The organism is Streptococcus ruminantium (assembly GCF_003609975.1).
GTDB lineage: Bacteria > Bacillota > Bacilli > Lactobacillales > Streptococcaceae > Streptococcus > Streptococcus ruminantium.
Genome location: NZ_AP018400.1, coordinates 267979 through 294060, shown reverse-complemented (window position 1 = coordinate 294060; position 26082 = coordinate 267979). Strand labels below are relative to the sequence as shown.

General features: G+C 42.0%; 20 protein-coding genes and 1 pseudogene. 1 reads left to right on the top strand and 20 read right to left on the bottom strand.

What is annotated here, in order from left to right:
- Positions 1–2: 2 nt before the first annotated feature.
- The 10 genes and pseudogenes from SR187_RS01530 to SR187_RS01480 form a co-directional block, all read right to left on the bottom strand.
- Complete coding sequence (locus tag SR187_RS01530; protein ID WP_120171305.1) at positions 3–992, bottom strand: MsnO8 family LLM class oxidoreductase; 990 nt, start codon at positions 990–992, stop codon at positions 3–5.
- Complete coding sequence (locus tag SR187_RS01525) at positions 982–2184, bottom strand: NADH-dependent flavin oxidoreductase (RefSeq protein WP_120171304.1); 1203 nt, start codon at positions 2182–2184, stop codon at positions 982–984. Before SR187_RS01525 ends, SR187_RS01530 begins: the two co-directional genes overlap by 11 nt.
- An 8-nt stretch (positions 2185–2192) precedes the next feature.
- Positions 2193–3020, bottom strand: a complete 828-nt coding sequence (locus SR187_RS01520) for a lipoate--protein ligase family protein (RefSeq protein ID WP_120171303.1) — start codon at positions 3018–3020, stop codon at positions 2193–2195.
- 987 nt (positions 3021–4007) lie between these two features.
- Positions 4008–5144, bottom strand: a complete 1137-nt coding sequence (gene dnaJ / locus SR187_RS01515) for a molecular chaperone DnaJ (protein ID WP_120171302.1) — start codon at positions 5142–5144, stop codon at positions 4008–4010.
- A gap of 920 nt (positions 5145–6064) precedes the next feature.
- The gene (dnaK, locus tag SR187_RS01505; RefSeq protein ID WP_024532129.1) at positions 6065–7894 is read right to left on the bottom strand and encodes a molecular chaperone DnaK; all 1830 of its coding nucleotides are present in this window, start codon (positions 7892–7894) and stop codon (positions 6065–6067) included.
- Positions 7895–8213: 319 nt separating this feature from the next.
- A pseudogene (gene grpE, locus SR187_RS01500) lies at positions 8214–8753 on the bottom strand (nucleotide exchange factor GrpE); the annotation flags it as partial.
- Between the two features lie 134 nt (positions 8754–8887).
- Positions 8888–9922 (bottom strand): heat-inducible transcriptional repressor HrcA, encoded by a 1035-nt coding sequence (hrcA, locus tag SR187_RS01495; protein WP_024532131.1) that lies wholly within the window; start codon positions 9920–9922, stop codon positions 8888–8890.
- Between the two features lie 404 nt (positions 9923–10326).
- Entirely contained in the window at positions 10327–10839 is a 513-nt protein-coding gene (locus SR187_RS01490; RefSeq protein WP_120171299.1) for a DUF2812 domain-containing protein, read from the bottom strand.
- A complete protein-coding gene (locus tag SR187_RS01485) occupies positions 10829–11152 on the bottom strand; it encodes a PadR family transcriptional regulator (protein ID WP_024532133.1) in 324 nt (107 codons plus the stop codon). Before SR187_RS01485 ends, SR187_RS01490 begins: the two co-directional genes overlap by 11 nt.
- A gap of 316 nt (positions 11153–11468) precedes the next feature.
- Entirely contained in the window at positions 11469–12164 is a 696-nt protein-coding gene (locus SR187_RS01480; RefSeq protein ID WP_024532134.1) for a histidine phosphatase family protein, read from the bottom strand.
- A gap of 799 nt (positions 12165–12963) precedes the next feature.
- Here SR187_RS01480 and SR187_RS01475 point away from each other — a divergent pair.
- Positions 12964–13758 carry a trypsin-like serine peptidase gene (locus SR187_RS01475; RefSeq protein ID WP_120171298.1) on the top strand — a complete coding sequence of 265 codons (795 nt, stop codon included), beginning with the start codon at positions 12964–12966 and terminating at the stop codon, positions 13756–13758.
- A gap of 319 nt (positions 13759–14077) precedes the next feature.
- Here the strand turns inward: SR187_RS01475 and fni are convergent, their stop codons facing one another.
- From fni to SR187_RS01425, 10 genes are all read right to left on the bottom strand, one after another.
- Positions 14078–15169, bottom strand: coding sequence for a type 2 isopentenyl-diphosphate Delta-isomerase (gene fni, locus SR187_RS01470; RefSeq protein ID WP_120171297.1), 1092 nt, complete (start codon positions 15167–15169; stop codon positions 14078–14080).
- A 9-nt stretch (positions 15170–15178) separates the two neighbouring features.
- Positions 15179–16258: a phosphomevalonate kinase gene (locus tag SR187_RS01465; RefSeq protein ID WP_024532138.1), complete on the bottom strand. Its 1080-nt coding sequence runs from the start codon at positions 16256–16258 to the stop codon at positions 15179–15181.
- A 1-nt stretch (position 16259) separates the two neighbouring features.
- Complete coding sequence (gene mvaD / locus SR187_RS01460) at positions 16260–17285, bottom strand: diphosphomevalonate decarboxylase (protein WP_120171296.1); 1026 nt, start codon at positions 17283–17285, stop codon at positions 16260–16262.
- Between the two features lies 1 nt (position 17286).
- Complete coding sequence (mvk, locus tag SR187_RS01455; protein WP_120171295.1) at positions 17287–18213, bottom strand: mevalonate kinase; 927 nt, start codon at positions 18211–18213, stop codon at positions 17287–17289.
- A 177-nt stretch (positions 18214–18390) separates the two neighbouring features.
- Positions 18391–19659 (bottom strand): MATE family efflux transporter, encoded by a 1269-nt coding sequence (locus SR187_RS01450; protein ID WP_120171294.1) that lies wholly within the window; start codon positions 19657–19659, stop codon positions 18391–18393.
- On the bottom strand, positions 19659–21092 hold the full coding sequence (locus SR187_RS01445; protein WP_120171293.1) for an ABC transporter ATP-binding protein: 1434 nt from the start codon (positions 21090–21092) through the stop codon (positions 19659–19661). The genes SR187_RS01450 and SR187_RS01445 overlap by 1 nt, the downstream gene beginning before the upstream one ends.
- Positions 21056–21715 (bottom strand): energy-coupling factor transporter transmembrane component T, encoded by a 660-nt coding sequence (locus SR187_RS01440; protein WP_024532143.1) that lies wholly within the window; start codon positions 21713–21715, stop codon positions 21056–21058. The genes SR187_RS01445 and SR187_RS01440 overlap by 37 nt, the downstream gene beginning before the upstream one ends.
- Complete coding sequence (locus tag SR187_RS01435) at positions 21712–22305, bottom strand: MptD family putative ECF transporter S component (RefSeq protein WP_024532144.1); 594 nt, start codon at positions 22303–22305, stop codon at positions 21712–21714. The genes SR187_RS01440 and SR187_RS01435 overlap by 4 nt, the downstream gene beginning before the upstream one ends.
- 214 nt (positions 22306–22519) lie before the next feature.
- Positions 22520–24208, bottom strand: coding sequence for an amino acid ABC transporter ATP-binding/permease protein (locus SR187_RS01430; RefSeq protein ID WP_120171292.1), 1689 nt, complete (start codon positions 24206–24208; stop codon positions 22520–22522).
- Entirely contained in the window at positions 24201–25964 is a 1764-nt protein-coding gene (locus SR187_RS01425) for an ABC transporter ATP-binding protein/permease (RefSeq protein WP_120172447.1), read from the bottom strand. The genes SR187_RS01430 and SR187_RS01425 overlap by 8 nt, the downstream gene beginning before the upstream one ends.
- Positions 25965–26082 lie beyond the last annotated feature (118 nt).

The window sequence follows — 26082 nt, the reverse complement described above, 5'->3', positions numbered from 1 at the left end:
AATTACTCACTTTCTATACTATCTGCTAACAATTCGATTGCTTTTAAGCGATTATCAATCCCTGCAAGCAGGGGAATAAAGAGAATTTCATCTGGCTGGCTAGCTGCGATCAAACGATCAACCTGAGTCTTTACCTCAACTGGATTCCCAACAATCATACGGCTGCGATGTTGGGCAATCTTTTTCCTATCCTCTTCCGTTAATGGATAGGACTGGTAGGTTTTCAGACTAGGAAAATGAGAAAACTCATTAAACTCTCTTTTACCTAACATCCAAATATCCAACGATTTGGCTAAGTCTTCCGCTTCCTGACTAGTTGGTGCAATCACTACAAAAAGGGCTAGGGCAAAATACGGTCGCTTCATCACATTGGAAGGCTGGAAATTCTGTCGATAAACTTGTGACAAACGACCAGCCTGCTCCACAGGATCATGGTCTATATAAGGAAAACTACCAAAGACATATCCCAACCCCAGCCGGGCAGAGAAAGAAAGGGAGTGTCCACCCATTCCTAGCGTAAATACTTCTGGATAAATCGACAGTCGAGGCGAGACTCCAATACTATCATCTTGTCCTATCAGATAGCCCGTAAACTGCTGAAGCCATTCCTCAAACTGGTTAGGTTGGAAGAGACTCTTCATATGCTGCTTCACTAGCGGTGTACCGATAGAGTTCCCCAAGCCAATGTCTACACGCCCTGGAAATAGATTTTCCAAGCTGGCTGCTAGCTCTGCTATTTTATATGGTGAATAGTGAAGCCCCATGATCCCACCCGATCCCAAATGGATTCGCTGGGTCTGACTAGCTAGATAAGGAATAACCACCTCGGGACTACCGATGCTCAGAGCCTGAACATTATGGTGTTCTGCTAGCCAAAAACGATGATACCCTAGCCTCTCTGCTGCCTGTATAAAAGTCAGACTATCCTGCCACGCTTGGTGATGAGTCCGCCCCTCATCGAGTAGACCATAGTCCAAAAGACTAATTTTCATGTTGATTTTCCTCGTAATGTTTCTCTAAGCTCCGAAAGAGTTCGCGAGACTCCTTCGGAAGGGATTCTCCATAATCCATCAAAGGGACAATATCCTTAAAAGAAGCATGTGGTATGGCTAATTGGGATAAATCCTGCGGTCGAATCCGTAACTGAATATCCTCCGGTCTGCCTGCCTTAATCTTATGAACAAACTCAGGATCGGTGATGAAAGGAGTGGATAAACCAACCATATCCGCATGTTTCAAGGCTTCTACAGCTTTCTCTGCCGAATTGATTCCTCCCGTTGCCATGATCAATAACCGTCCCTTTAAGGCATTGTGAACCACTTGATTGACTAACCTTCCCCGGTAGCAACCAGCACCTCGAACTCGATTACGAAAAACATCATGCCCCCAAGAGGCGATCGCTAGGTAATCAAGCTTGACAAGTTCCAAGGCTCGATCCATAAAGTTTAAAAATTCTTCTATGGAATAACCGACACTGGCACCTCTGGTTTCTTCTGGCGTTGCCCGAAAACCAAGGATAAACTCTTTCGGCGCATACTCATCAATGACTTCCTGGACCCTTTTCAAGACTTCCAAACCCAAGCGAGAGCGATTGTCTAGGCTCTGACAGCCATACTGATCCTTCCGCTGATTGGAAAACGTAGAAAAAAAAGTCTGGATAAGAAGTCTCTGAGCAGAGGAAATTTCTACCCCCGCAAAGCCCGCCTCTATCGCACGTCGAGTTGCCTGACCATAAGCCTCTACAATTTCCTCTAGATCTACCACTGTCAACTCCTTAACTTCATGAAAAAATGGAGAGTGGAGTTTCATAGGACTAGGACCGTAGACAAGTCTATCTCGATTCAAGGCATGACTGGCAAAACGTCCTGCATGAGTCAACTGCAAAACGGCTTTGGCTCCTTTGGACTGCATGACCTGGGCTAGGCAGCTCAAGCCCGCCACATCCTCATCCTTGGATACACTAAAGCCATATTCAAACAACTGCCCCCTCGGATCTACATAGGCTGCACCTGTAATCTGCAAGGGAGCCGCATCAGCCCTACGAAGAGCGTAATCCAGATCATCTTGGGTCACAAATCCCTCCGCAGTGGAAGAATTCGTCACCATAGGGGACAAGACAAAACGATTGCTCAGGACCGATTGTTTTAAGGGCAAAGCTTCAAATAAAGACTGATAAAAAAGCATCTCTTCTCCTAAATCCCTACCTTCTCCATCGTCTGCTTCATTGTTTGAGCTAGACTCATAAAATCAGACATATTTTCCGACGAGGGATAAAAGGTTGATAAGATAGCTCCCTGATCTGTCAAAACACTTTCTATCCGTTCTTTCATGCCTTCTATGGTCAACTCTTTTCCTACTAATTCAGACAAGGTCGCCATAGAAGCAGAATCAATCTGTGGGAATCGTTCAGGCACTGCTTGAGATGCAAAACTGGCTTGATAAAAGCCGGCCACCAATCGACCTCTGCTATCTTGGTTACCAAATACGCTGATATAAGCCGAAATAGCAATGGCATTCTGGTAAATTCGCTGAGCCAAGCCAGCAAATTTCCGACCGTTAATGCTCAGATCATAGGTCCCCGGACAGTAGGAAGCACGAATCTCTCCACTGACTACCTCAACAGGAAAATCTGCTAATGCTTGTCTAATCACATCTACCATCACCTGATAGGACTGCTGCAAATCCAGCTTATAGCCCAGAGGGTTGGGTAAAATGAGGGTTATGTTTAAAACTCCTCGGTCTGCTACAACCGCTAAACCACCCAAACTGCGGATAATAGGAGTATAGCCTGCCTGGCGGATAAAATCTAAACCATTTGTAAATTGAGAAACCTGACGATCCATCATTCCAAGAATCAGTGTCTTCTCCATCGGCCAAAAATGTAACATTCCTGATTCGGATTGACGATTAACCTCACGCAAAAAAACCTCGGTCCAAACTAGCGGTCCCTGCTTGGAAACCGCAAGTCCAGACCTGTCTTCATACTTCTTTATATTCATATCCGCTAACCAAGATTTCATCAAGTAAGATTCTCTTTCATTTTCTACCCTTATTGTAACATAGACTATTTATAGCGATCGAAAAAATGCTTCTATTTTTTTCAGAGCGATAAAATCATCGCTGCTTGTAGCTCTATATTGAAAAGTTCCGATCCACAACGATAACAAAGCTCTGTCTTTATTTTTGGTCTACGTCCTTTGCCTTGATTTTATACATCCCCTATATTTTCTAAAAAACAAAATGAACATCTTACAGAACTGTTAGTTAGCGTAAAAATCACCTTTTTGATACCACAAACATCATATAAACTAAAGTAGAGTCCGACACCTAAAGTCAATGAAGCATCAGGGAAGTTTCATATCAACTCTAGCATCATCGAGTAGGCACTAATTTCTATCCCCTCTCACACCACCATGCATGCTAATCTAGCACACGGTGGTTCAACTAACTGTTAATGAGAAGACATAGGCTCCCTCACTCCTATTCTATTTTATACTAGCCATTTGTGCACAATAGCCATCATTTATGTTTTTAGTTTTCCTCGTTTACTCAAGATATGAGGACATTAAAAGGTTCAAGTGAAAATAGGAGCTCTGACGAAGAATCCTGAGACTCTAGGAAAAATTATCTTTTTCACAAAGACCATAGTCCCAATTCAATTACTCTCGTGATTGACACCTATAGATTACGATGATCTTTTTGGACTTAGAATCCTGAGTCCTCTCATCCGCTATATACGCCTTAATATCACATTTCCATCCATAGAACCATGATTTTGCTATCCCTTCCCCTGACGGTCATGGTTTCTAACGTCAGACTTAAAATGGTCTCTCCCTAGACCATCTAATCTCCCCCCCACGATAACCAGCGTTATTTAGCCCACTGGTAGCGAGTATCCGCAGAAGACTTGCACTTCAGATGTACAATATGCCTGTCATACGCAAAAAAGTCATCAAAATGATGACTCTTTCAGTGAGACTGATTGTCCCCGGTCTTTATTTCAGTATTTACAAATCCTCAAAAGCATCCTTAACTTTGTCAAAGAATCCCTTTTTATGTGGATTTACGGAGATATTGCCAGCCGCTGCAAACTCTTTTAAGGCTGTTTTCTGACGTTCGTTCAAACCTGTTGGAGTCACAACATTGACCGTCACATACTGGTCACCCATGGCACCGCCACGAATGCTTGGCGCACCTTTTCCTTTGAGTCGGAAGGTCTTGCCTGTCTGCGTACCTTCAGGAATCACCATATCAACATCTCCATGAACAGTTGGCACATGGACCGTATCTCCCAACGCAGCCTGAACAAAGTTGAGATCCAGTTTGTAGAGAATTGTCGTTCCTTCACGCTCAAATTTATCAGATGCCTGCACTTGAACAACTACATAGAGATCACCGTACGGCCCTCCATTGAAACCAGCCTCACCTTGGCCAGCCAAGCGAATCCGTTGCCCTGTTTCAACACCGGCAGGAACTTTAACTGTTACCGTGTGAGCTTGTTTTTCATGACCAGTTCCACGACAAATTTGACACGGTTCCTTGATCTGCTTGCCACGACCATGACAGACATCACAGGTCATCTGACGACGCATAGTTCCAAGAGGAGTTTGTGTATCAACGTTGATGACACCCGTACCGTGACAGCGCCCACAGGTTACAGGACTAGTTCCCGGCTTAGCACCAGAACCTGTACAGGTGCGACAAACCGCCTCACGATGATAAGAAACTTCTTTCTCCACACCGAAAATAGCCTCTTCAAACTTAAGATTGATAGCATATTGAAGATCGTCGCCTTGACGAGGAGCATTTGGGTTGCGAGTCGCACCGCCACCGCCAAAGAAGCTAGAAAAAATATCCTCAAAGCCACCAAAGCCTGCTCCATCAAAGCCACTAAAACCACCAGCACCGCCACCGAAGCCACCGTTAGCTCCAGCTGGACCATATTGGTCGTAGGCAGAACGCTTCTGAGGATCACTCAAGGTCTCATAGGCCTCTTGAACTTCCTTGTACTTATCCTCCGCACCCGGATCCTTGTTAATATCTGGATGATATTTTTTAGACAGCTTACGATAAGCCTTTTTTATTTCGTCCTGAGAGGCATTTTTTGAAACCCCCAGACAATCGTAATATTCAGTATTGTTCATATAAGATACCAAGCCCGTTAAAAGCAAAGTGAAAATAGGAAATCGGCAGAAAATCCTGATTTTCTAGACGATTTATCTTTTTCACACAGCTTTTAGGGCGGGTTCATTTCCTTTCGTTAAATAATAGACGAAACTCAGAAAGAAGCCTGAGTTCGAATAAACGAACTTATATTCCTTTCCTTAAAATGTAGAAAGTAGCCCGTTTTCAGTTACGAACACTTCCTTTCTGTAAAAGTTTAAGCAAAGTGAAAATAGGGAGTAAAAGTGTCCAGTGGACACTTTCAGCCCCGTTGTAAAAAACAATGAGCGACAGGCGTTCCTCAAAAAGTCTATCCCTAGGCTTTTTGACTTTCCACACAGCTTTTAGGACGCGTTCAGTTTCTTTCAATAATTTTATAAGGAGCCTGGGTTCAACTAAGAACACCTGTATTCCCTTCTATAAGAGATTTTCTGTGGACAAGCTCCTAAGAAACTCAAGAAAATTTGGAAACAGTCTGATAAAGTTTAACACCTAAGTAACATTTATTTTTTCACAGAGTTGTAGGCATATCAACTGAGCTAAACTTCTGAAAAGAACAACTCTAAACGGTGTGTCTCTTCCTATCTATAACATTACAGGGTTTCCTTTTAGAGCTAGCCACCACCCTAGTTGACAATTTTGTTCCATTACCCAAAAACAGAGGCTGGGGTTCAACCTCTGGATTTGGATTTTATTGTTTATGACATTCGAGTTCGAGATAAAGCAGTTACACATCCTGTTTTAACTGAGTGCAACCTAAAATCCTAGTGAAAGAGATGAACTTCCTTGTGTGTAAGCACACTGTGTCAGTTCCCTATTTTCATACGGATTTTTAAACGGTCTTTACCTTACCTCGCTTTCGGGTTTCTTGGCTCGGGATAAAAAGGTTCCCCGAACCTTTTTATTTTTCCGTGAATTCTCCATCCACGACGTCATCACCAGAGTTTGATGAACCTGCTTGGCTTGCGCCTTCTTGTCCAGCTGCTGCTTGCTGAGCTGCCGCCGCTTGCTCATAAAGCTTCATTGCAAGTGCTTGAGCTTTTTCATTGAGATTTTCAAGTTTCGCTTTCATGTCGTCCAAGTTGCCAGCTTCTTGGGCTGCTTTCAACTCATCCAAAGCTGCTTGAGCTTGATCACGCTCAGCATCAAAGCCTTTACCTTCTGTTTCTTTAATTGTTTTCTCAGTCGCAAAGATGGCCTGATCAACATTATTACGAAGGTCTACTTCCTCTTTCCGTTTCTTATCTGCTTCTGCATTTGCTTCTGCATCTTTCATCATACGGTCGATTTCTTCGTCTGTCAGACCTGAATTTGACTGAATCACAATAGTCTGCTCTTTTTGAGTACCCAAATCTTTGGCTTTTACAGAAACAATACCGTTCTTATCAATGTCGAATGTTACTTCAATTTGTGGGATACCACGAGGTGCCGCAGGAATGTCTGTCAATTGAAAACGACCAAGTGTCTTATTATCTACTGCCATTGGACGTTCACCTTGAAGAACGTGAATATCTACCGCAGGTTGGTTATCAGCCGCAGTTGAGAAGACTTGTGATTTAGATGTTGGGATAGTTGTGTTGCGATCGATAAGCTTGGTGAAGACACCACCCATCGTTTCAATACCGAGTGATAATGGTGTCACATCAAGTAGAACAACATCTTTGACATCACCGGTAATCACACCACCTTGAATTGCTGCCCCCATCGCCACTACTTCGTCAGGGTTCACAGATTTGTTTGGCTCTTTACCTGTTTCAGCCTTCACTGCTTCTACAACAGCAGGAATACGAGTTGAACCACCAACAAGAATCACTTCATCAATTTCTGACAAGCTCAAACCAGCATCTGAAAGTGCTTGACGAACAGGAACTTTCGTACGTTCTACGAGGTCATAAGTCAATTCATCAAATTTAGCGCGAGTAAGTGTCATTTCCAAGTGAAGAGGACCGGCTGCACCTGCTGTGATGAACGGCAAGCTGATTTGAGTTGAGGTCACACCTGAAAGATCTTTTTTAGCTTTTTCTGCCGCATCTTTCAAGCGTTGGAGGGCCATTTTGTCAGCTGACAAGTCAATGCCATTTTCTTTTTTGAACTCTGCAACCATGTGGTCAATAATCTTCTGGTCAAAGTCGTCACCACCGAGCTTATTATCACCCGCTGTTGCGAGTACATCAAATACACCATCACCAAGTTCAAGAATGGATACGTCAAAAGTACCGCCACCAAGGTCAAATACCAAGATTTTCTCGTCTTTATCTGTTTTATCCAAACCGTAAGCAAGAGCTGCCGCAGTTGGTTCATTGACAATACGTTCTACTTCAAGACCTGCAATTTTACCTGCATCTTTCGTTGCTTGACGTTGTGCATCATTGAAGTAGGCAGGAACTGTAATAACTGCTTTGGTTACTTTTTCACCGAGGTACTCTTCTGCATAGCCTTTCAAATACTGGAGGATCATTGCAGAGATTTCCTGCGGAGTGTACTCCTTGCCGTTTGCTGAGACTTTTTCAGAAGTTCCCATTTTTGACTTGATAGAGATAATTGTATCTGGATTAGTTACTGCTTGGCGTTTTGCTGCATCACCAACGATAATTTCTCCATTTTTGAAAGATACAACAGACGGAGTTGTGCGATTTCCTTCCGGGTTGGCAATAATTTTTGATTCAGTTCCTTCAAGAACTGCAACTGCTGAGTTAGTTGTACCTAAGTCAATACCGATGATTTTAGACATAATAATTACCTCGTTTATTTTTTCTTTTTTAACAATTTAGTTAGCAGTAGCTGATTAGGTCTTTCTTCACCTTTGGGCTATGAAAGACCTAATCAGCCCTGCTGGGGTGCGTCAACGACATCAAAGATATCTGACTTACCGCCTAGTTTACCGTCATTGCGGACAAAGTTATTCCCAAAGCAGAGCTAAAAAAACTCATAATTTATTCTAAGCTGACAAAAATAATCTAGCCGAACAAGTGGAGCTAGTGTGGATCCTAAGCAAGCCACCATAGCGGTTGCCATCTGGTGATTGGTGCTTCAGCACCAATCACCAGTGGCTAATTATAAACCACCACCATAGCAGGTCTCAACAACCGCTCATGGAGTTTATAACCTTTTTGGAAAACCTGAGCAATACTGTCAGCTGGGTGATCGTCATCTGCAGGAACCGTTTGAACTGCCATGTGAAGATTCGGGTCAAAGGTTGTTGTTTCAACTTCTTCAACACCTTCTTCCTTCAATGCTTGGATCAAGCTTTCTTGTACCATCTCGATTCCTTTTTTCACATCATCTGTCAAACCTTCAACAGCAAGCGCACGCTCCAAGTTATCCAAACTTGGTAAGATTTTCTTCGCCAAGTCCTGCGAACGGTAACGTTGCAAGGTTTGGCGTTCCTCGTTAGCACGACGTTGAATATTTTGCATTTCGGCATGAGCTCGAAGGTATTTATTTTCAAATTCCTCTGCACGCTCATTGGCTAATTCCAATTCAGATTTTTCAGGAACTTCGACAACTTCTTCTGTTTGCGTAGCTTCTGCTTTCTCTAACATTTCTTCATCTTTAACTTCTTCTGACAAATGTCTCACCTCTTCTTTTTGTTGTTTCGTTAACGCTTCATATCTTAACCAACTGAGTTCAGGCTAAAAACCTAGAAAAAAGATAGACTGTCTTGTATCTGATGACACAGCGTCACTCTCCTATTTTTCTATCGTTTCCTTCGCACTTTCATATCTTAGTTTACTTCATAGTGATTACTACTCAAATATCTATAGTAATCCGTCAGTTTCATGAATAAGACACGACTAATGATGTTAATCAGACTCATCTGCCTCCGATAATCCATATCAACAGGACCTAGTAGGCTCATCTGTGCCTCCCCACGATAAGGAATTGGAAAGCGATGATGAATGACCGTCACATCCGAAAGGGCTGGATCTCTATGCTCTGCAACCACAATCCTAGTCGACTGTCCCGGTGCCAAACCTTCTCGTAACTCAGCAGCAAGTACCTGCGGACTATCCAATAACTGATAGGTCGCAAGATTGCCATAGGTAAGAGAGGCAACCTTACCACCAATGAAAACAAGTTCTTGGAAAAGATTTGAAAAGATATAATCCATCAAGTCCAAAACATTATCTGTCGGTGTAAAATAACGCTGTACCACCTGCGGAATTTCTGTCCGCAACTTGTAATGGATAGACAGGACTGTCTGCCCCACAAACCGTTCATCTACCAAGCGTTTGAACACTTCCAACTCCCTTGTTAAAAAGTTCTTAGGAATGGCAAATTGAACAGTGACCGGTTTAGATTGGTCTAGGGTCAGAACTGCCAAGGCATCATGATTACTCAATCGAACGATATCAAAGGAAGTCAGTCGCTGACTAGTTGGTTCCACATCAAGAATGACAGAAGTGTAGCTTGTCAAATCAGCCAAAACCTGACTAGCCCGCTCCAAAATATCTTCCAACTTGAAGGCTTCAAAGTCAAAAGCCTTAACCACCTGATAAATATCATCTTCATCAATATGCTCTAGGTTGAGCGAGTGGCTGACAAAATATTGAAAACCTGCTCGACTGGGCATACGACCACTGGAAGTATGGGCTTTTTCAAGCAGTCCCAGCTGCTCAAGCTTAGCCATATCATTACGGATGGTGGCAGAACTAGAAGCTATCATTTCCTGCAAAGTTTTGGAACCAACTGGCTCATGATGCTGCGTAAACAATTCAACGATTCGATTCAAAATATCATTTTGACGTTGTGTAATCATGCTCGCTCCTTTCATGAGTGACAGCCAGTACTTTGATGACTTCAAATTATCTTTAGCACTTTCATGCATAGAGTGCTAGCGTTTCTATCTCTATTATACTCTTTAGAGAAGCAAAGTCAAGGGAAAAAGACAAAAAATTAGCACTCTTTTTACAAGAGTGCTAAAAATCAGTCTAAGGACCTAGTACTATTCTATTGCATCTTATCCATACCGGTCATTTCCACCCTAAAAACGAAAATGGCTAGACTATTTACACTTTTTCTTTAAATCCATTAGATTCCAAAAATTTAGGAGCATAATCAGACATATAAAAACAAGAGTAGCCAAACGATGTTTATTTAGAAAAATAACTGCGAAGATACAAAGTGAGTTGATTACAGTTGCGATATACTTCTGTTTTTTCATTATCCAACCTCCTCATATTTCTGGCGCAAGCGCAGCAAACCAACCAAACAATACAGCAATACCGGAATAGCAAGGGTAGCCATACCAATAATAGCCGCAGGCATATCCAAAAAATAGAATAGGAAGGTAAACAAGATAAGCAAGGATAAAGCCATTAGAAATTGTCTGCCAATGATTCTACCAATCATCTCAAACTTGCTCTGACGATCACTATAAAGTTCAATCTCCCCTAATACCTTACTCTTTCTAAAGCAGGAAAAATGGTTACAACGACCAACATACTCCCAGCCGTAATCTTTGAACAACTGCAAATATTCAAGATTATCTTGAGTTTTAGGTTTGAAATCCAACCGATAGACTACGTGTTCTGGTTGACACTTTTCAAAGATAAATAAAAGGCCAAATTTATTTTGAATAAGCTTCCAGCCCTGAAGGTGCTGTTCAGCTAAATATCTTTCTTCCTTTTCAAAATCAGGTAGGAAAAAGAAACAAATTTCTTTCTTAGTTTCCATAGTCTCTCCCCTTGCTATTGCGATAGAGGCGTTCAATTCTGACCAATTCTATTTCCAAAATCTCCTGCCCTACTTCTGTTATCCGATACAACTTTCGCTTGTCTTCTTCTCGTACAAAATCAATCAAGCCATCCTTTTCCATTTTGAAAAGAGTACCATACATAGTTCCTGGACTAATGACAACTTGACCTGCTGTTATAGCCTTTGTCTGTTGGGCAATGTCATAACCATGTCGCTCTTTCTGCAAATGAAAGAGGATATAAAAGGCTGTTTCTGTCATAGGAACATAGATTCGCTTTAGTTTATCATTCATTGTTTACCTCCTCCCTTCCAATGTGCATCGAGCCTCGATATATAAAAATTATATCACACTTCGATATATCTATCAAAAAAAACCAAAGATTTTCACCTCTGGTTTTGATACTTTATACTCAATGAAAATCAAAAGCAGGCTAACTACATCGAGCGAACGAACCATTGGAGTTTGAAGATAACGAAAGCAAGATAGGAAATTCCTATTTTTGAAACAAAAAGTTACTTTGCTACTTCTCAGATTTTAGATAACAGGCTAAAAAACATCCTACCCATCAAAACACGCTAATCTATATCGTTCTAGTCTTCGTAGAATACTATTTTCCCTGTGCAATCAATTCAGCTCCTCTTTGACGATAAGACAAGTCGCCGAAAGCTTCAATTTTCAATTCACCATCTTCGTATTTTAAAACGGTAATGGAACCATTATCTAGAAAGACATTAGCTCCACGCTCAGGTTCCAAGAGATGAGCCAGGGTAGCGATGGTCATACCGTGACTGACAACGAGCGCATTACCACCACCCTGTTTTTCCAAATCTTGAGCAATGGACTCGAAGCCTGCCAAAATTCGATTACTCAAAACTTCCCAAGATTCCGTCCAACCAGCAGTATCCGCTTCTTGAATACCTGTTGCAATCTCCGCAAAAGACATGCCACTCGTATCCACTGTTCCTTTCAAACGCGGAAGAACGCCTTGAAAAAGTTCTGCATCATACATTCCCTCAAAACTGCCAAAACACCACTCTCGAATTCGTTTGTCTTGATAATATGGAATTTTCCCTAGTTCTCCTAATTCTCGAAGGGCGATTGTCATGGTTTGTACCGTCCGTCCCAAATCACTAGACACTGCCAACTTAAAATCAATGTTTGCTTCTTTTAAACCTAAACCAAGTTCACGGATACCTTCTTCTCCTTTTTGAGTGAGAGGGGTGTCACACCAACCTTGCACACGGCCAATAGTGTTGAACATGGTTTTTCCATGACGCGAAATATACAATCTTATTTCTGACATACGTTACTCCTTGTCATTTTCTTACTATATATTAGTATAACAAAAATTTGACCTCTTGTCGCAGCCGACACATGTAGTTTACCTCTTGATTTTCCCTATTATCCGATAGCTAATCACCTACCCCCATTGATCTTATCGGCTATCCAAAACGAAGCAGTCTCTAGAATTATTTATCTCGACAATCATCTAAGAAATGTCATTTTTACTACAACAGTAGAAACAAATGAACTACTTTCCATACAGAAAAAACCGATTGCTTACGTAATCTGACAACAAGTTTAACTTGTTGTTCCATAGATTACAATTCATTATACTTATTGGATTGCTTAGAAATTTCTCTATCAATCGCAACAGACCATTGCCCCTTTATACTATCGTCTAATTGTTCTGAAATCAACCTGATAGCCTGTTATGTTTCCTCCGCTGATGTCTGAATCTCCTTCTTCTTTTGGTTCACTATGCTATCTCTTCTAAAAAACTGAATAGGCGCATAGACTTGATGAATCATATCTCGTTCCATTTTTTTCTTTAATGCCATGAGGCCGAGCGAATCCGAAAAGCACTATTCATCACATTCCATATATACATATTTATCCAAACCCTATTGTTTTTTTGCTATTTGAAGTCTCTTCTATTCTCCCCTGACTTTAAGCATCGTTCGTGCAAAGTCAAAGCTCTATACACTATCTTTCTTTGACAAAGCGCTATATTAGCAATATAATAAACTTGAACGAAGGCATACGAACAGCTAATGCTCACAACTGAAAGGAGTCCGTCATGTAATTAAAAGGAGAAAAGTATGTCCAAAAAAGTAGCAGCTATTGTTGCATTTCTATTATTTTGCGTTTCATGTAGAGCCCCTGTTACGATCGTGACTGCATCTGTACGGGAACCACTTACGAATGAAGAAAGACTTGTTGCTCCTCATCATTTAATCTATCCATTAACCATTGATAAGTCAGAAAATGGATCAATGAGATGTACAGGAACCTACATTGGAAATAATCACTTCTTAACTGCAGGTCACTGTATGACAGATCGCAATGGTCGCATCAATTCAACAAAAAGCGCCACTGTGGAAACAAACGCTGATAGCCACACTGTAGCTTTCAAGATGTATAAAAAAACGATTTTCCATAAAAAGCCATTCAAACCAATGCAGAATTATGCAGGTTTCCATGATTTTAAGAATGATGTTGGACTAATCAAAGTGACAGAACCTAGCTCTATCCCTCTTGATACAAGCACTACTTCTCTCACTGTTCATAAGAATTTACAGTCTCTTGTCGGCAAAACAGTCAGTACCATAGGTTACTCACGTTATTTTAAAGGAGACATGACTAAGACTCAAGGAACTGTACTGAATGTAGAAGAGGACGGAACTTTAACCGTTGATTTTTATATTGCTGAACAAAATTCTGGATCTCCCGTTTACTACAATGGTAAAATGATCGGCATTGTTACGGGTGCTGCAAACGTAACAGATTGTCAAGACGTACCGATGTGTAGCAAGGCAACAATCACTCCATTCACGATGGATATGAAGTCTAAACTATTTGATCGAAACGGAATCTCTGTTTCTGTTGCTGAGTAGGTAAAAAGTACTGACTCCAGTGAGGACAATTAGCTGTTAATAAAAAGAAAAGAGACTGTTCGCATCTTATTTATAACTTTATAAATAGATGAAAATGAACAAGTCTCTTTTTGTTTTACAAAATCACCATAGTTGACAGTCGGACGCTTATTCTAACAATCTTTTGTGATGATGAAGTCCTCCTCAATCCTACCAATAAGACCAGAGAAGCTAGAATTGTTTTTCAGTAACTGTTAATATCATTCGCACACACAAATGCTCCCCTTATCGTGAAAAAGAAGAAATCATGATTCACTATAAAGGGAGGTTTCGATGGATTTTAATTCCGTGATCGGTTGGCATAAGCTTTCCAATCAATGCCACGTGCCTCACACCAGTTTTGCACATTCGGTGCTAGAATCAAATCTTTCTTACGGAGGTCTGCAATATTTTTAGCCCCCAACATGGTCATAATTTCAGCTATCTGCCGCTGGAAAGAAGAGATTGCCTGCAAGCCTTCATCAAAGCGATTACCTCTGACATCTTTAACATATTGGAGGAAGCGATTGGACATACCGACCAAATCTGCTCCCAGAGCCAAGGACTTAACAATATCTAAAGGCGTTTTTATTCCACCTGAAGCAATCAAAGCTGGACGCTCTTTTTCAGAAACACTCATAGCCTCCACCAAGGAAATAACCGTTGACTGCCCCCAATCTTCCAAATAATCGTAATCATTGAACGTTCGACGAACATTTTCAATCTTGGCAAAATTGGTACCGCCAGTTCCGGAAACATCAATCGTTTCAACCCCGACAGAAGCCAGTTGAGCAACTGTTTCTCGACTCATACCAAAACCAACCTCTTTTGCAATAACTGGCACTTTCAACTCACGCACCAAGGCTTCGATATTTTTCAACCACATACTAAAATCACGGTCTCCCTCCGGCATTATAATCTCTTGCGGAGCATTGACATGAATTTGAATCGCATTGGCCTCTAGTAAATCGACCGCTCGTTTGGCATCATCCACATCATGGTGGGCACCGAGATTAGCAAAAATGATGCCGTAGGGATTTTCTCGACGCATGACCGAAAAGGTCTTGGCAACAGACGGATCCTTAATGGCTGCACTAACCGACCCAGAAGCAAGGGCGATCTTTCCAAAATGTCCCATAATCCCCAAAAGGCGGTTAATATCTCCCGTTTTTTTACTACCACCTGTCATCGCATTGATGAAAAATGGAAATTGGAAATCCAAACCAACGACACGGGTCGAAATATCCACCTCATCCACCTTTGTCTGTGGTAAAGAATGATGGACAAATAAGGTTTCCGTAAAATCCGTGGCTGGTTGAGAACTATATTGTTGATGGGCTAGGCCAAGATGCTGATCCTTGCGATTGGCACCAAATTTTTCTAAATAAAACATCGTTTCTCCTTATTCTTCATTTGAAATTCTTAGAGGGAGTGGAAAAATACCGACTTGTCGCCAAGCTTCCTCTATTGCTGCTTTTTGTTTCTGACTATTCACCAAGCTAATGCCACAATCGCCACCGCCTGCACCTGATGATTTGGCTACCGCCCCATAAGCTTGAGCCAAGTTACATAGTTGGCTTAGTTTAGGTGTTTCAATCACCAATCCCATACTTGTAGAAAATTCTCGTAGCAACTTACGGTTCTCTGTTATCGCCTGACAAACAAGTGCTTGATTTTCTGTCTGACAGGCAAAAATAAACTGTTCAACGCATTCCTTAGAAGCGACCAAAAACCGACTATAAATAGCTTCTTTTTCAGTTTGATTCTTTTGGTCTTCCATCTGCGAAATCAGATGGTCTGTCGAGGCAGCCGAACCTGTCCAGCCTACTACAAGGTCCAACTCCTTAGGTAGATAAATAGGGCAAATAGATAGATCTTTCCAGTCTAGCTCAACCAAATCTACCACGGATAGCTCTGCCATTTTCTTAAAAAGCCACGAACGATCCAAAGAATGATAGGCAACCAAGCCACCAAAGCTTGAAGCTGCCAAATCCCCAAAGGATCCTTTCATTCCTAATTTAGCTTGAGTTAGAGCTGCTAATTTATAAACTAGGAGCTTATCTGGTCTATAGCCATAATAGGCAAGGATTGCCTTGACTGTTGCTACCGTTACTGCACCGGATGAACCTAGACCGTATTTGGTGCCTGAGCTTTGGTTATCTAGCTCAGACTGTATATCCAGGGCGTAAAAACCTTGACAAGCGACTCCTTTAGTGTACAGATAGGCCTCCGTTACTTGAACAGCCATCGTAATTAGTTGGTAGGGATTATCTCCTTGGACATGGATTTTCTGATCCTGACGATTCCAAGCCAGATAGACATCTGGCTGCTGGCTAGAATGAATCGTCCCTTGCATTGCTTCTTCAACACTGACAGTCAGGTATTGATTAACCGCTGCAATAATAGCTGGGTAACCTGCCTCCACTACTGCATACTCTCCGGCCAGAAAGAGCTTGCCCGGTACACTTACTTGAGCTCTCATACTAGAATCCTTTTTTAAATGTGGCTTGGGAAGCCTGCCAAGCTTTCTCCGTCAAGACATGAGCAGCAGGACCTGGTAAGCTGGTAATGATTTTTTCTTTAGGAAATACATGAGACAGAGCTTCCACCAACTCATCCATCTGACTTGCTCGACAGAGAACTTTGACGTTAGGCCCGGCATCCATAGTCATATAGGCGGATAGTCCTCTTTCCTCACGGACCTGACGGACAGCTTCTTGGGCAAGCAGACTGTCGGCTGACCAATAGGTAAAAGGTGGGTTGGCAGATAGGGTTGTGGCATGCATCTTCATGCCATTATGCTCTGTAATTTGACCAACTTTCTCAAAATCTCGGGATGCAATAGCCTTTTTTATATCTTCTAGGTCAGACCGGGCCGTCTCCACCCAAGCTTGATAAAAGGGAGAACTAGCTACCGTATGCTCCATTCCTTCTCGGCTAGCAATTTTTTTAGGACCAGTATCAACAGCAAGTACCAACATACCAATATCCCAATCTGCATCATCAATCGGATGAGCCATAGAATCTTCTGAACTTGTTCCCATATCCCATTCAACAAATCCACCAAACAAGCTACGGGTGCTAGACCCTGAGCCTCTACGGGCAAAGGTTGAGAGCTGGGCAGGTGACAAATTGATGCCTAAGGCTGTGGTAGTCGCCAATGCTAAAGCCGCAAAAGCTGATGCTGAGCTAGCTAAACCTGCTGCTGTTGGAACAAAATTCAGACTCTCCACTCGGGCAAAAGTCCTCTCACCTATATATTCGCGAAACAAATCCAAAAATCGAGAAATTTTAAAAATTTCTTTTTCATTTTGTAATTTTTCATTGAGATAAAACTCATCTGCTGTCAATGCTGTATCAAAGATAACTTTGGTATCTGTATAAAAGGCAGCCAGAGTCAGGGACAAGCTTGAATTCTTGGGAAGAAACAATTCCTTGTCTCGTTTACCCCAATATTTTATCAAAGCAATGTTGGTATGGGCACGGGCGATACCGATTTTCTGATTCATCTTATTCTCCTAAATATTGTATCCATGTCTGGCGTGCACCTGCTTGTGACAAAGCTTGAACAATAAACTGAGCATCTTCTATTGTCCTAGCAAGAGCAATCATACAGCCGCCACGTCCACCACCTGTTAATTTAGCACCGAGCGCACCTGCTTGTTGAGCCAGAGTCACTAGTTGATCCAGGCTGGGATCAGACACACCTAATTCTTGTAAAAGCACATGGGCTCGACTCATTTTTCTACCTAGAAGCTCTGCTTGATCTTTGGCCAAAGCCTCTTTGGCATCTTTAGCTAAGCTCCCCAATTCGTCAATCAACTGTATGGCCTCTGGCTTTTCCTTCAATAAAACTGCGACATCTGAAATTGCTTCTAGGGTATTACCAGTCACTCCCGTATCCGCCACAACTAAGTATGCGTGGAGATGAAGATGGAGAGGCTCGATGGATTGATGTTTGATAAAAAAGATAGGAGAGTTTCCGCTAGTTGTTGCTGCATCAATGCCTGAGGGATTCCCATGCGCAATCTTTTCCGACGACTGGACAATATCCCATAATTCGCTGTCCATCAGTTCTTTTTTATAATAAGCAAAGAGGGCACGGGCAACCGCAACAGCTACCGCTGCACTGGAACCCATTCCTCGCTCCGCTGGAATCGTTGAGGTGATTTCAATATGAATCGCCGGATCTGTCGGTGCTCCAATACGGTAGAGAGAAAAACGAATGGCATGCTTAAGCCCTTCCCAAATTTTGGGCATCTTATGAACCAGGCCCTTGTAAAAGTCACAGGTAACGCTCAGAGCATCTCCTTGAGCAGTGACCCTTGCAGTAATCTCCACAGCAGAAAAAGGCATAGCAATAGCCGGCTGTCCATAGACCACCGAATGCTCCCCCATTAAAATAATCTTTCCTGTCGATTTTCCTACTGCTGTCATAATCTTCTCCTTATACAATCAATTCTATTATACCATTTTTACAAAAGAATAGAAGACACGAAAACAGTTGGCCGCAACCAACTGTTTTCTAGGAGATTTATTATGAAAAAGAAAATTGTTCGCTATCTCTAGCTTGGGTATAGTATACAACCTGTAACTTAAAGAAAACTAAATCCATTATCTATTTTTTCGCCTATATCGAAAATATAAAAATCCTGCTCGAAAAGCATTATCTAAATTGGTCCCTATCCAGATGGCATGAAATCCAATCTGAAAAACTGTCATTAAGATATAAGCTATACCAATTCTGATCAACCACATTCCACAGCTAGTTGAATAAAAAGGAAGACGTGCATTTCCAAGACCTTGCCAAAGAGCAGTTAAAATAAGAGTGCCTGCAGTGAAAGGAACTCCCAGAAAGGAATATAATAAGACCGTTTGGCTAACTAGACTAACCTGACTATTCTTGGTATAAAATCCAATCAAAGAGGGACCGACTAGGTAAATTAACCCAGCTATTAAAAACATTAAAACAAGGGCTAGACTGAGACTGGTTCGATAAATATGATGAATCGTCTCTTTGTCCTCTCTGTGCCGGGCTACCAAGATAAGAGTTGCAGTAGCAACCCCCAAAGCAGGCATATAATTAAATTGAGTCAAGGTTTCTCCAATAGCATTTCCCGCTAAAACAGTTGTTCCCAAGCTGGTGATGAGAGACACAACCATCACATCTCCTGCTCGCATCATCAAGCGTTCACTGGTTGCAGGTAAGGCAAGTTCTAGTAATGTTCTATCTATGGACCAGGTCCAGTCTGTTGGAAAGACTGGCAACCGCATCCAAAGAAGTAAACAGGCAAGCAATCGTGATAGAATTGTCCCAATAGCAACTCCTGCTACACCTGCATGGAAAATAAAAACTGAGACAGCCGATAGGAGAATATTAAGAAGATTCGTCAACAAACCAATATACATAGGCAGGCGAGGTTGACCTAACGACCGCAGAATAGCACTAAGAGTGGTTGACAAGGCAAGGAAAACAATGCCTCCACCGACCAATATCAAGTAAAGACCGCCAGTCCGTCCCACCTCAAGATCTGCTCCCAAGATTGCAAGCAGACTGGGACCAGCAAGAATTGACAGAAGACCTAGCAAAAGGCTGATAAATAGTGTCACCTTCAAACTCTCGCCAATAACACGTCCGACCTCTTCCAGCTTATTTTGCCCCACAGTCCGAGCCAAGCAAGAGGACACAGCCGCTGCTAGGGCAATAAAAACCGCTTGATAAACAGCAAGAATATTATTGGCAAGAGCAACTCCTGATAAAGCAACTGTCCCTAAAATAGCGACCAGATAGGAATCTGCCATTCCCATAGATGTCTGAAGAATATTTTCAGCCATACTCGGCAAGGCAATCGTTAAAATTTCTTTGTAGGTTTGTTTTTTCATTATCTAGACTTCAACTGTTTAATATCCACTATTTTATCACAAACTAACTCCAATAATTCCTCATCATGAGAAATAAGCAAGACCAGCGTATTTTCTTTTTTCAAGTCCAACAAGGCCTGAGCTACTTGTTCCATCTGTTTTAAATCCAATCCACTGGTTGGTTCATCAAAAATAAAAATATCTTTATCCGCCAATAAGCTGGCAACTAACATAACTCGTTGCTGCTCACCACCTGATAAACTTACTGGGTGTCTATCCAGCAAATCAACCAAACCAAATCGAGTCACCAAGTTTTCATCAATAGACCGGACCTTCTTTCCGAGCATAAGCTCTCGGTCTACGCTTTCTGCAAAAAGCTGAAGTCGAACATCCTGCATGACCAAGGATGTCTTCTCCAACCTTTGGTGAGCGGTTAAGGCTTGACCCTGCCACTTAATCGTAGATGATTTCTCTTCAAGGAGCCCAACCAGATAACGAGCCAAGCTCGTTTTCCCCGAACCATTTGGGCCGATCAAACCAACTATCTGACCTGCAGTCATCTCCAACTGTTCAATGTAGAATAACTCTTTTTGTCCTTGTCGGACAGATAATTGCTGGATGGACAAGCCAATGCCCACTGAACGACTCTGACTAGACTGTATTGGTGTCTCCCAACGAAAAGTAGTTGGCATAAGACGACGTAATCCGCGTTTCTGTCTCTCTTCATCTGACTGGGACAGAAACTCCTCTCCCCTCATATCCAAAGCCAAGCAACCATCATGAAAATACAAATAGCGATCCGCTAATTGGTTCAAATAGGACAATCGATGCTCCGCAATCATAATCGTTTTTCCTTGCTCTTTCAATGCCTGTAAGGCTTCCTGAACCATGGCGATGCCTGCTTTATCCAGATTGGCGGTCGGCTCATCTAAAACCAATAAATCCGCCCCTTGCATAGCTGCGACAGCCAAGGCTAAACGCTGCTGTTGACCACCCGATAGGCTAGAAATTTTTCGGGTATAAAAAGATTCTAGCTGAAATAGGCGATTGACCCAAGCCAATCGCTTCTCAATATCTGCCCTAGCCATCCCCTGATTTTCACAGGGAAACACCAACTCCTGAAGGACATGACTATGAAAGAACTGAGTAGAAGGATTTTGAAAAACCGAAGCCACATGATAGGAGAGTTCTTCCACTCCCAATTGACCGAGCGGAGTTTGGTTTAAGGTGATTTGACCGGACAGGGTTGCTGGAGAATATTCAGGTACCAAACCATTCAGCACTTTTAGAAAACTGGACTTCCCAGATCCGCTCTGACCACATAAGACAACACATTCTCCTTTTGGAATGGTCAATTCAGAAATAGACAGAGCAGATTTGCAAGAACCTGGATAGGTCAATTCCAGATTCCTCACAGTTAGAGCCGGACAAGAATAAGAAAACCGAGACAACATAGGCAAAGACTCCAATCTAGCACAGTCCAAGATGATGTGACAAACTCGTGTGGCTTTCTAGACATCGCCAAACCTTTGGTAAGACTGGCTATAGTAAGTTCCTGAGCCGTTCGCAACAGTGACATCATCAAAGGGACAAAGAAGTATTCTAGGTATTGATGGGGACGGTAAAAAATATCCCTTTTTCGCAAAAAAATTCCCCTACTCCTCAAGGAAGCATGAATGATACGAGCATCTTGCTTAATGGCTGGTAGAAAACGAAACATGACTCCTAGTGTTAAAAGAAAAACCTCAGGCAAATGCCACTTTCGTAAGCCATGGATAAGTTCATAACTACTGGTGGTCATCAAAAGCAGATGACCGGCTAAGAGGGGAGGCCATATATATGTCAATACCACCAACAAGTGCGCCAACCAAGCTGGTAAAAAAGGTAGATAGGATAGATTCCACAAGCTAATATAAGTTATTGGACTGATAACTGCTATTTTTTTCTTTCCTGAAAACCAGAAAAGTAGGCTAAATCCAAGGACCAGCAAGGTATTTACTAAGATGGTCAAACGCATACTATAGGTAAAACTAGCAAAAATGACCAATATGATTTTGGTACGAGCATCTAGTTTCATGATACCAGACCTGATTGCTTGAAATAGCGTTGGAGGAGATACTGACCGAATAGACCACCAACAACCGCAGTTAAAACAATCGTAGTGGATAACCAGAGGGCATTTGCCGGGGTAAAATCTAACATCACACGGGCCACATACTCAGCAGATTTCCCACGTGCTAAGAGATTGGCCTCATAAGCTTCTCTCATAAACCACATGAGAAAAATCGGACCTAAATTACCAAAGGAGAAAATGATATAGCTTAGAAGGTTGCTCCATCTCTGTTTGTAGTGTCCGCATTTTGCCACCAATTCAGCTAGTAAACCAAAAGTCAAACTAGGTAAAAAAGCAGCAGTCATATAGCCAGACAGGAAGAAAAAGGTTGCCATTACAGCTCCGACCAAACTAATGGCTCCAAACTTATTAACCTTAGCTACCAATAACATATAGACTGGCCCCGCCAAAAGGGCAGCTCCAGCAGGAGCATACATCATATTACCTGTTTGGTCAAAAACTAGACTTAGCAAGGTTCCTAAACCAACACAAACAAAGTAGAGGGCGGAAAATGCCCCTGTTACCATCAAATCTTTTACTTTTAACTTGTTCATATATCTTTCCTTTACCAAATACTCTATACAATTAAACTAGTTTCGACTGTCACGTCAGAAAAGTCATCGTTAAGAAATGAAAAAGCGGGGTATCGAAGGCGGGAAAATGAAGCAGATAAAGTCCTGTTAAAAAATACAAGAACTCTCCTATCCCTCCCCTGTGTTAAAGTGCAAACTAAAAATATTTAAAAAAGATTTTTCTTATCAGGTCAAATTAACGACACACCATTTCCTCTTTTGACGAGAATAACTGTCCATCTTCCAAGCGCAAGATATGATCCGCACAAGCCATGGTTGAACTTCTATGAGAAATCAAGAATACCATGCCCTCACAATATTCCTTGATTAACTGGATAAAACGTGCCTCGTTCAAGGAATCTAGGTTACTGGTTGGCTCGTCAAAAATATAACAATCCGCTCCTTTTAAAAGAGCTCGCATAAGTTCCAATCGCTGACCCTCACCGGCAGAAAAATCCCCAGCCGATTGAACCACCGTATCCAAGCCTTGTGGTGCCGCCAAAATACGTTCCTTCATATAACATTTTTCAGCCAGTTCCAAGATTTCCTCATCCGACACATCTGTTCGACCCAAGATAAGATTTTCCCGAATAGTTTGTTTAAAAATCTGTGGCACTTGTGGCACGTAGGCAAAGGAACCTTGTAAGTGTCGCTTGTCTATTTGACGACTATCTATTCCCGATAAGCAAATCTGGCCTGATTGCCAATCATACCAGCGCATGATGAGTTTCATCAGCGTTGATTTTCCTGCTCCAGATTTGCCAACCAGACCAATAATTCCTGGCTGGCAAAAAATTACAGACAGCTCTCGAAAAAGGCCTGTCTCACGCTCATCGTAGTCAAAATCCAAGTCGGAGATCACAATTTCATCCACCGTCACCGAAACTTGCTGCCCCGTCTGCTCAGCTTCAGGTTCATCCAGCAGCCCATAAACATGACGCCCTGCATTCATAGCTCGCTTAAAACCAAGTGGGAGCCGACTAAGTTCCAAGAAAGGGGCAAAAGAACTCGTAAAAGCCAAGAGAAGTTCCACCCCTCTACCTAAGTCCAACTGACCTCTTCCCACCAAGTCAAATATAAGTCCTGCAAAACCTAAAACCGACAGTCCTACTACCAAAAAAGATAGTGTGTATTGCATAAAGTTGGTCTGCGCTACCTCCCGCTCTTGCTGATTGACCTGCTGACTCTTAGTAGCTAAGACCGAAAAATGTTGTTCTGTTTGCTGAAACTGGAGCAAGTCTTTCATCCCCTTCAAACCTTCGATAAAGTAAGAAACGTACTGTTTACGACTCATACTTTGTTGATAAAGTAAAGATTCCAATCCCTTGGCAAACCAAACTGGAATAAAAATAGCTAAAAAAACATATGTTAGCAGAGCAAGAAGGGCTAATTTCCAGTCGGCTACACCAAAATAGATAGCCAAGCCAACTGCTGCTAATACTCCTGTACAAATAGGAGCGAGGGTATGGGCAAAAAAGACCTCCAAAGCCTCAATGTCTTCACTAATCATTTTGAGTAGCTGACCACCATCCTGTCTATCCAACTTAGCAGGTGCTAGACGGCGTAATTTGGCAAATACCGTCTTACGATAGGTGGCTAAGGTATGAAAAGCTACGTAGTGTCCAAAATAATGTTCTCCATAGCGAAAGGCTCCTCGTAGGAGAGCCAAGACTAGGAGCAAGACTAGCCACATCATGGAAATTTTCTGCCCAGCAAGACCAGCAAATGCTAGGGAAACCAAAATAACTGGAATTGCCACTGTCACAACCTGTCCAAGAACAGCAAAACAAACTGCCAGACCAATCCAAGATAGGAGATGCTTCATCGATTTCAAAAGTCGTAAAATGAGCATTCCAGTTGAGTATTGTTCTTGTTCCTTATCCATAGATCGCTTCCTCCAATTCTCTTTGTTGATCCACTAGAGAGCGATAAGCTGAACTTTCCGCATACAAACGTTCGGACTCTCCAATTCTAGGCTTCTCTCCTTGAGCTAAGAAGAGAACTTGCTTTGCTCCTTGGACCTGTTTCATTTTGTGGGTAATCACAATAACGATGGCGTCTTTAGATACCAATTCAATCAGGCTATAAATTACCGCTTCATTATCCTGATCTACACTTGATGTCACCTCATCAAAAATATAGAGCGAACGCTTAGCTAGAATTGCACGAGCACAGATAATTTGTTGACGTTGACCCGGTGATAAGAAAGCTCCATCCTCACCCACTAGCGTATCCAAACCTTCTGGCAATTGATGAACAAACTGTAAAACACCATGCTCTGCCATCCATCCCAATATCTCTTCTTTGGTCCAACTACAAGTCATACGAAGATTGTCATAGATGGACTGATTGAACAAATATGACTGTCCAGATACATAAAGCACCTGTTGATTAATAGCCGCTTGACTAAGTTTCGTACTATCTTGATTTCCCAGCAAAATCCGTCCTTCGCTAGGTACTAAACGTTTCAACAGTAGCTGAGCCAAGGTCGTTTTCCCTTGACCAGACTCACCTGCCAACGCATAAATATGACCAGCAGTCATGGTCATTGATAGATTCTCAAAAATTCTTTTTTCATCATAGGCAAAGGTTAAATTTTCAAGTTCTAACTTATCAAAAGCAGATAGATGACCAAGACAATTCTCTTGTTCGGCTACTATGCTGTCCAAAAAGCCAAAAATGCGATCCGCCATCTTGGTATTCATCATAACCAAGTGCATACCATAACCTTGCTCACGAATCGGTGCAAAAAACTCTGTCGCAATGAGAATAAAGAAAATCATATTCAAGAGTGATAGATTACCTGCTGCTAGACTGTTGACAGCCACAAAACCAGACAGACCAATTCCTAGGTACATGACCGCATCCATATAACCAACGGACTGCAATTGAAAACCGAGTAATTCCATAGTCGCATCACGGAAATCCTCTGCTTGTTCATTAAAGGAACGTTCATATAAGGCATCTGCTTGATAAGAGTAGAGGGTATTGAGTCCTTTGAGATCATCCAAGAAGAGATTACCCACATCCATATAGGAACCCCAGTAACGATTCATAATCCGTCTGGAACGTTTCTGCATAGCCATGATTGATACCGGAACGAGAGGTAAAGCTAGGATAAATATCACAGCTCCCAGAGGAAAAATGGCAAAAACCAACCCGAGAACTGTCAAGCAGTTGAGACGAGTTCGCAAAGCCATTGACAAATAGTAGGAATAATACGTATCTAGGCTATCTATTCCCTGCGATGCAATATTGAAAACATCAGCAGCCGTTGCCTGAGAAGCAAACTGTCCATCTCGAGTGACTAGAGCTTGGAAAAAGGTCTGTTTCAACGAATCTCTAGCATATTGAGAGCCTACCCCCTGCAATTTTTTAGCTAGAAATGATACTGCAAAACCAAAGGCATTCAATCCCACCAGCCAACTCATAAAGCGGAACATATCTAAGTTCTTACCAGCATACAAACCAGCAACACCTTGAGCAATCAGATAAAAAGAAATAATCCTCATCAAAAACTGGATCCAAGCCAAAAAAGCAGCCAGATACATTATTGACATCTTGGGTCTTATCTGTTCTTTTAGACGACCCAACAAGGCCTTTTTCTTCTCACGAGATATACGATCCTGTTTATCTGTCATATCCATCCCTCATCCTACTATTTTGTTTAAAATAATTCGTTGCAACGACTATTTCTGTATCCTATTATATCATTCTTTGAATTATCTGTGAATTTTAATTAAAAAATAAAACAAACTA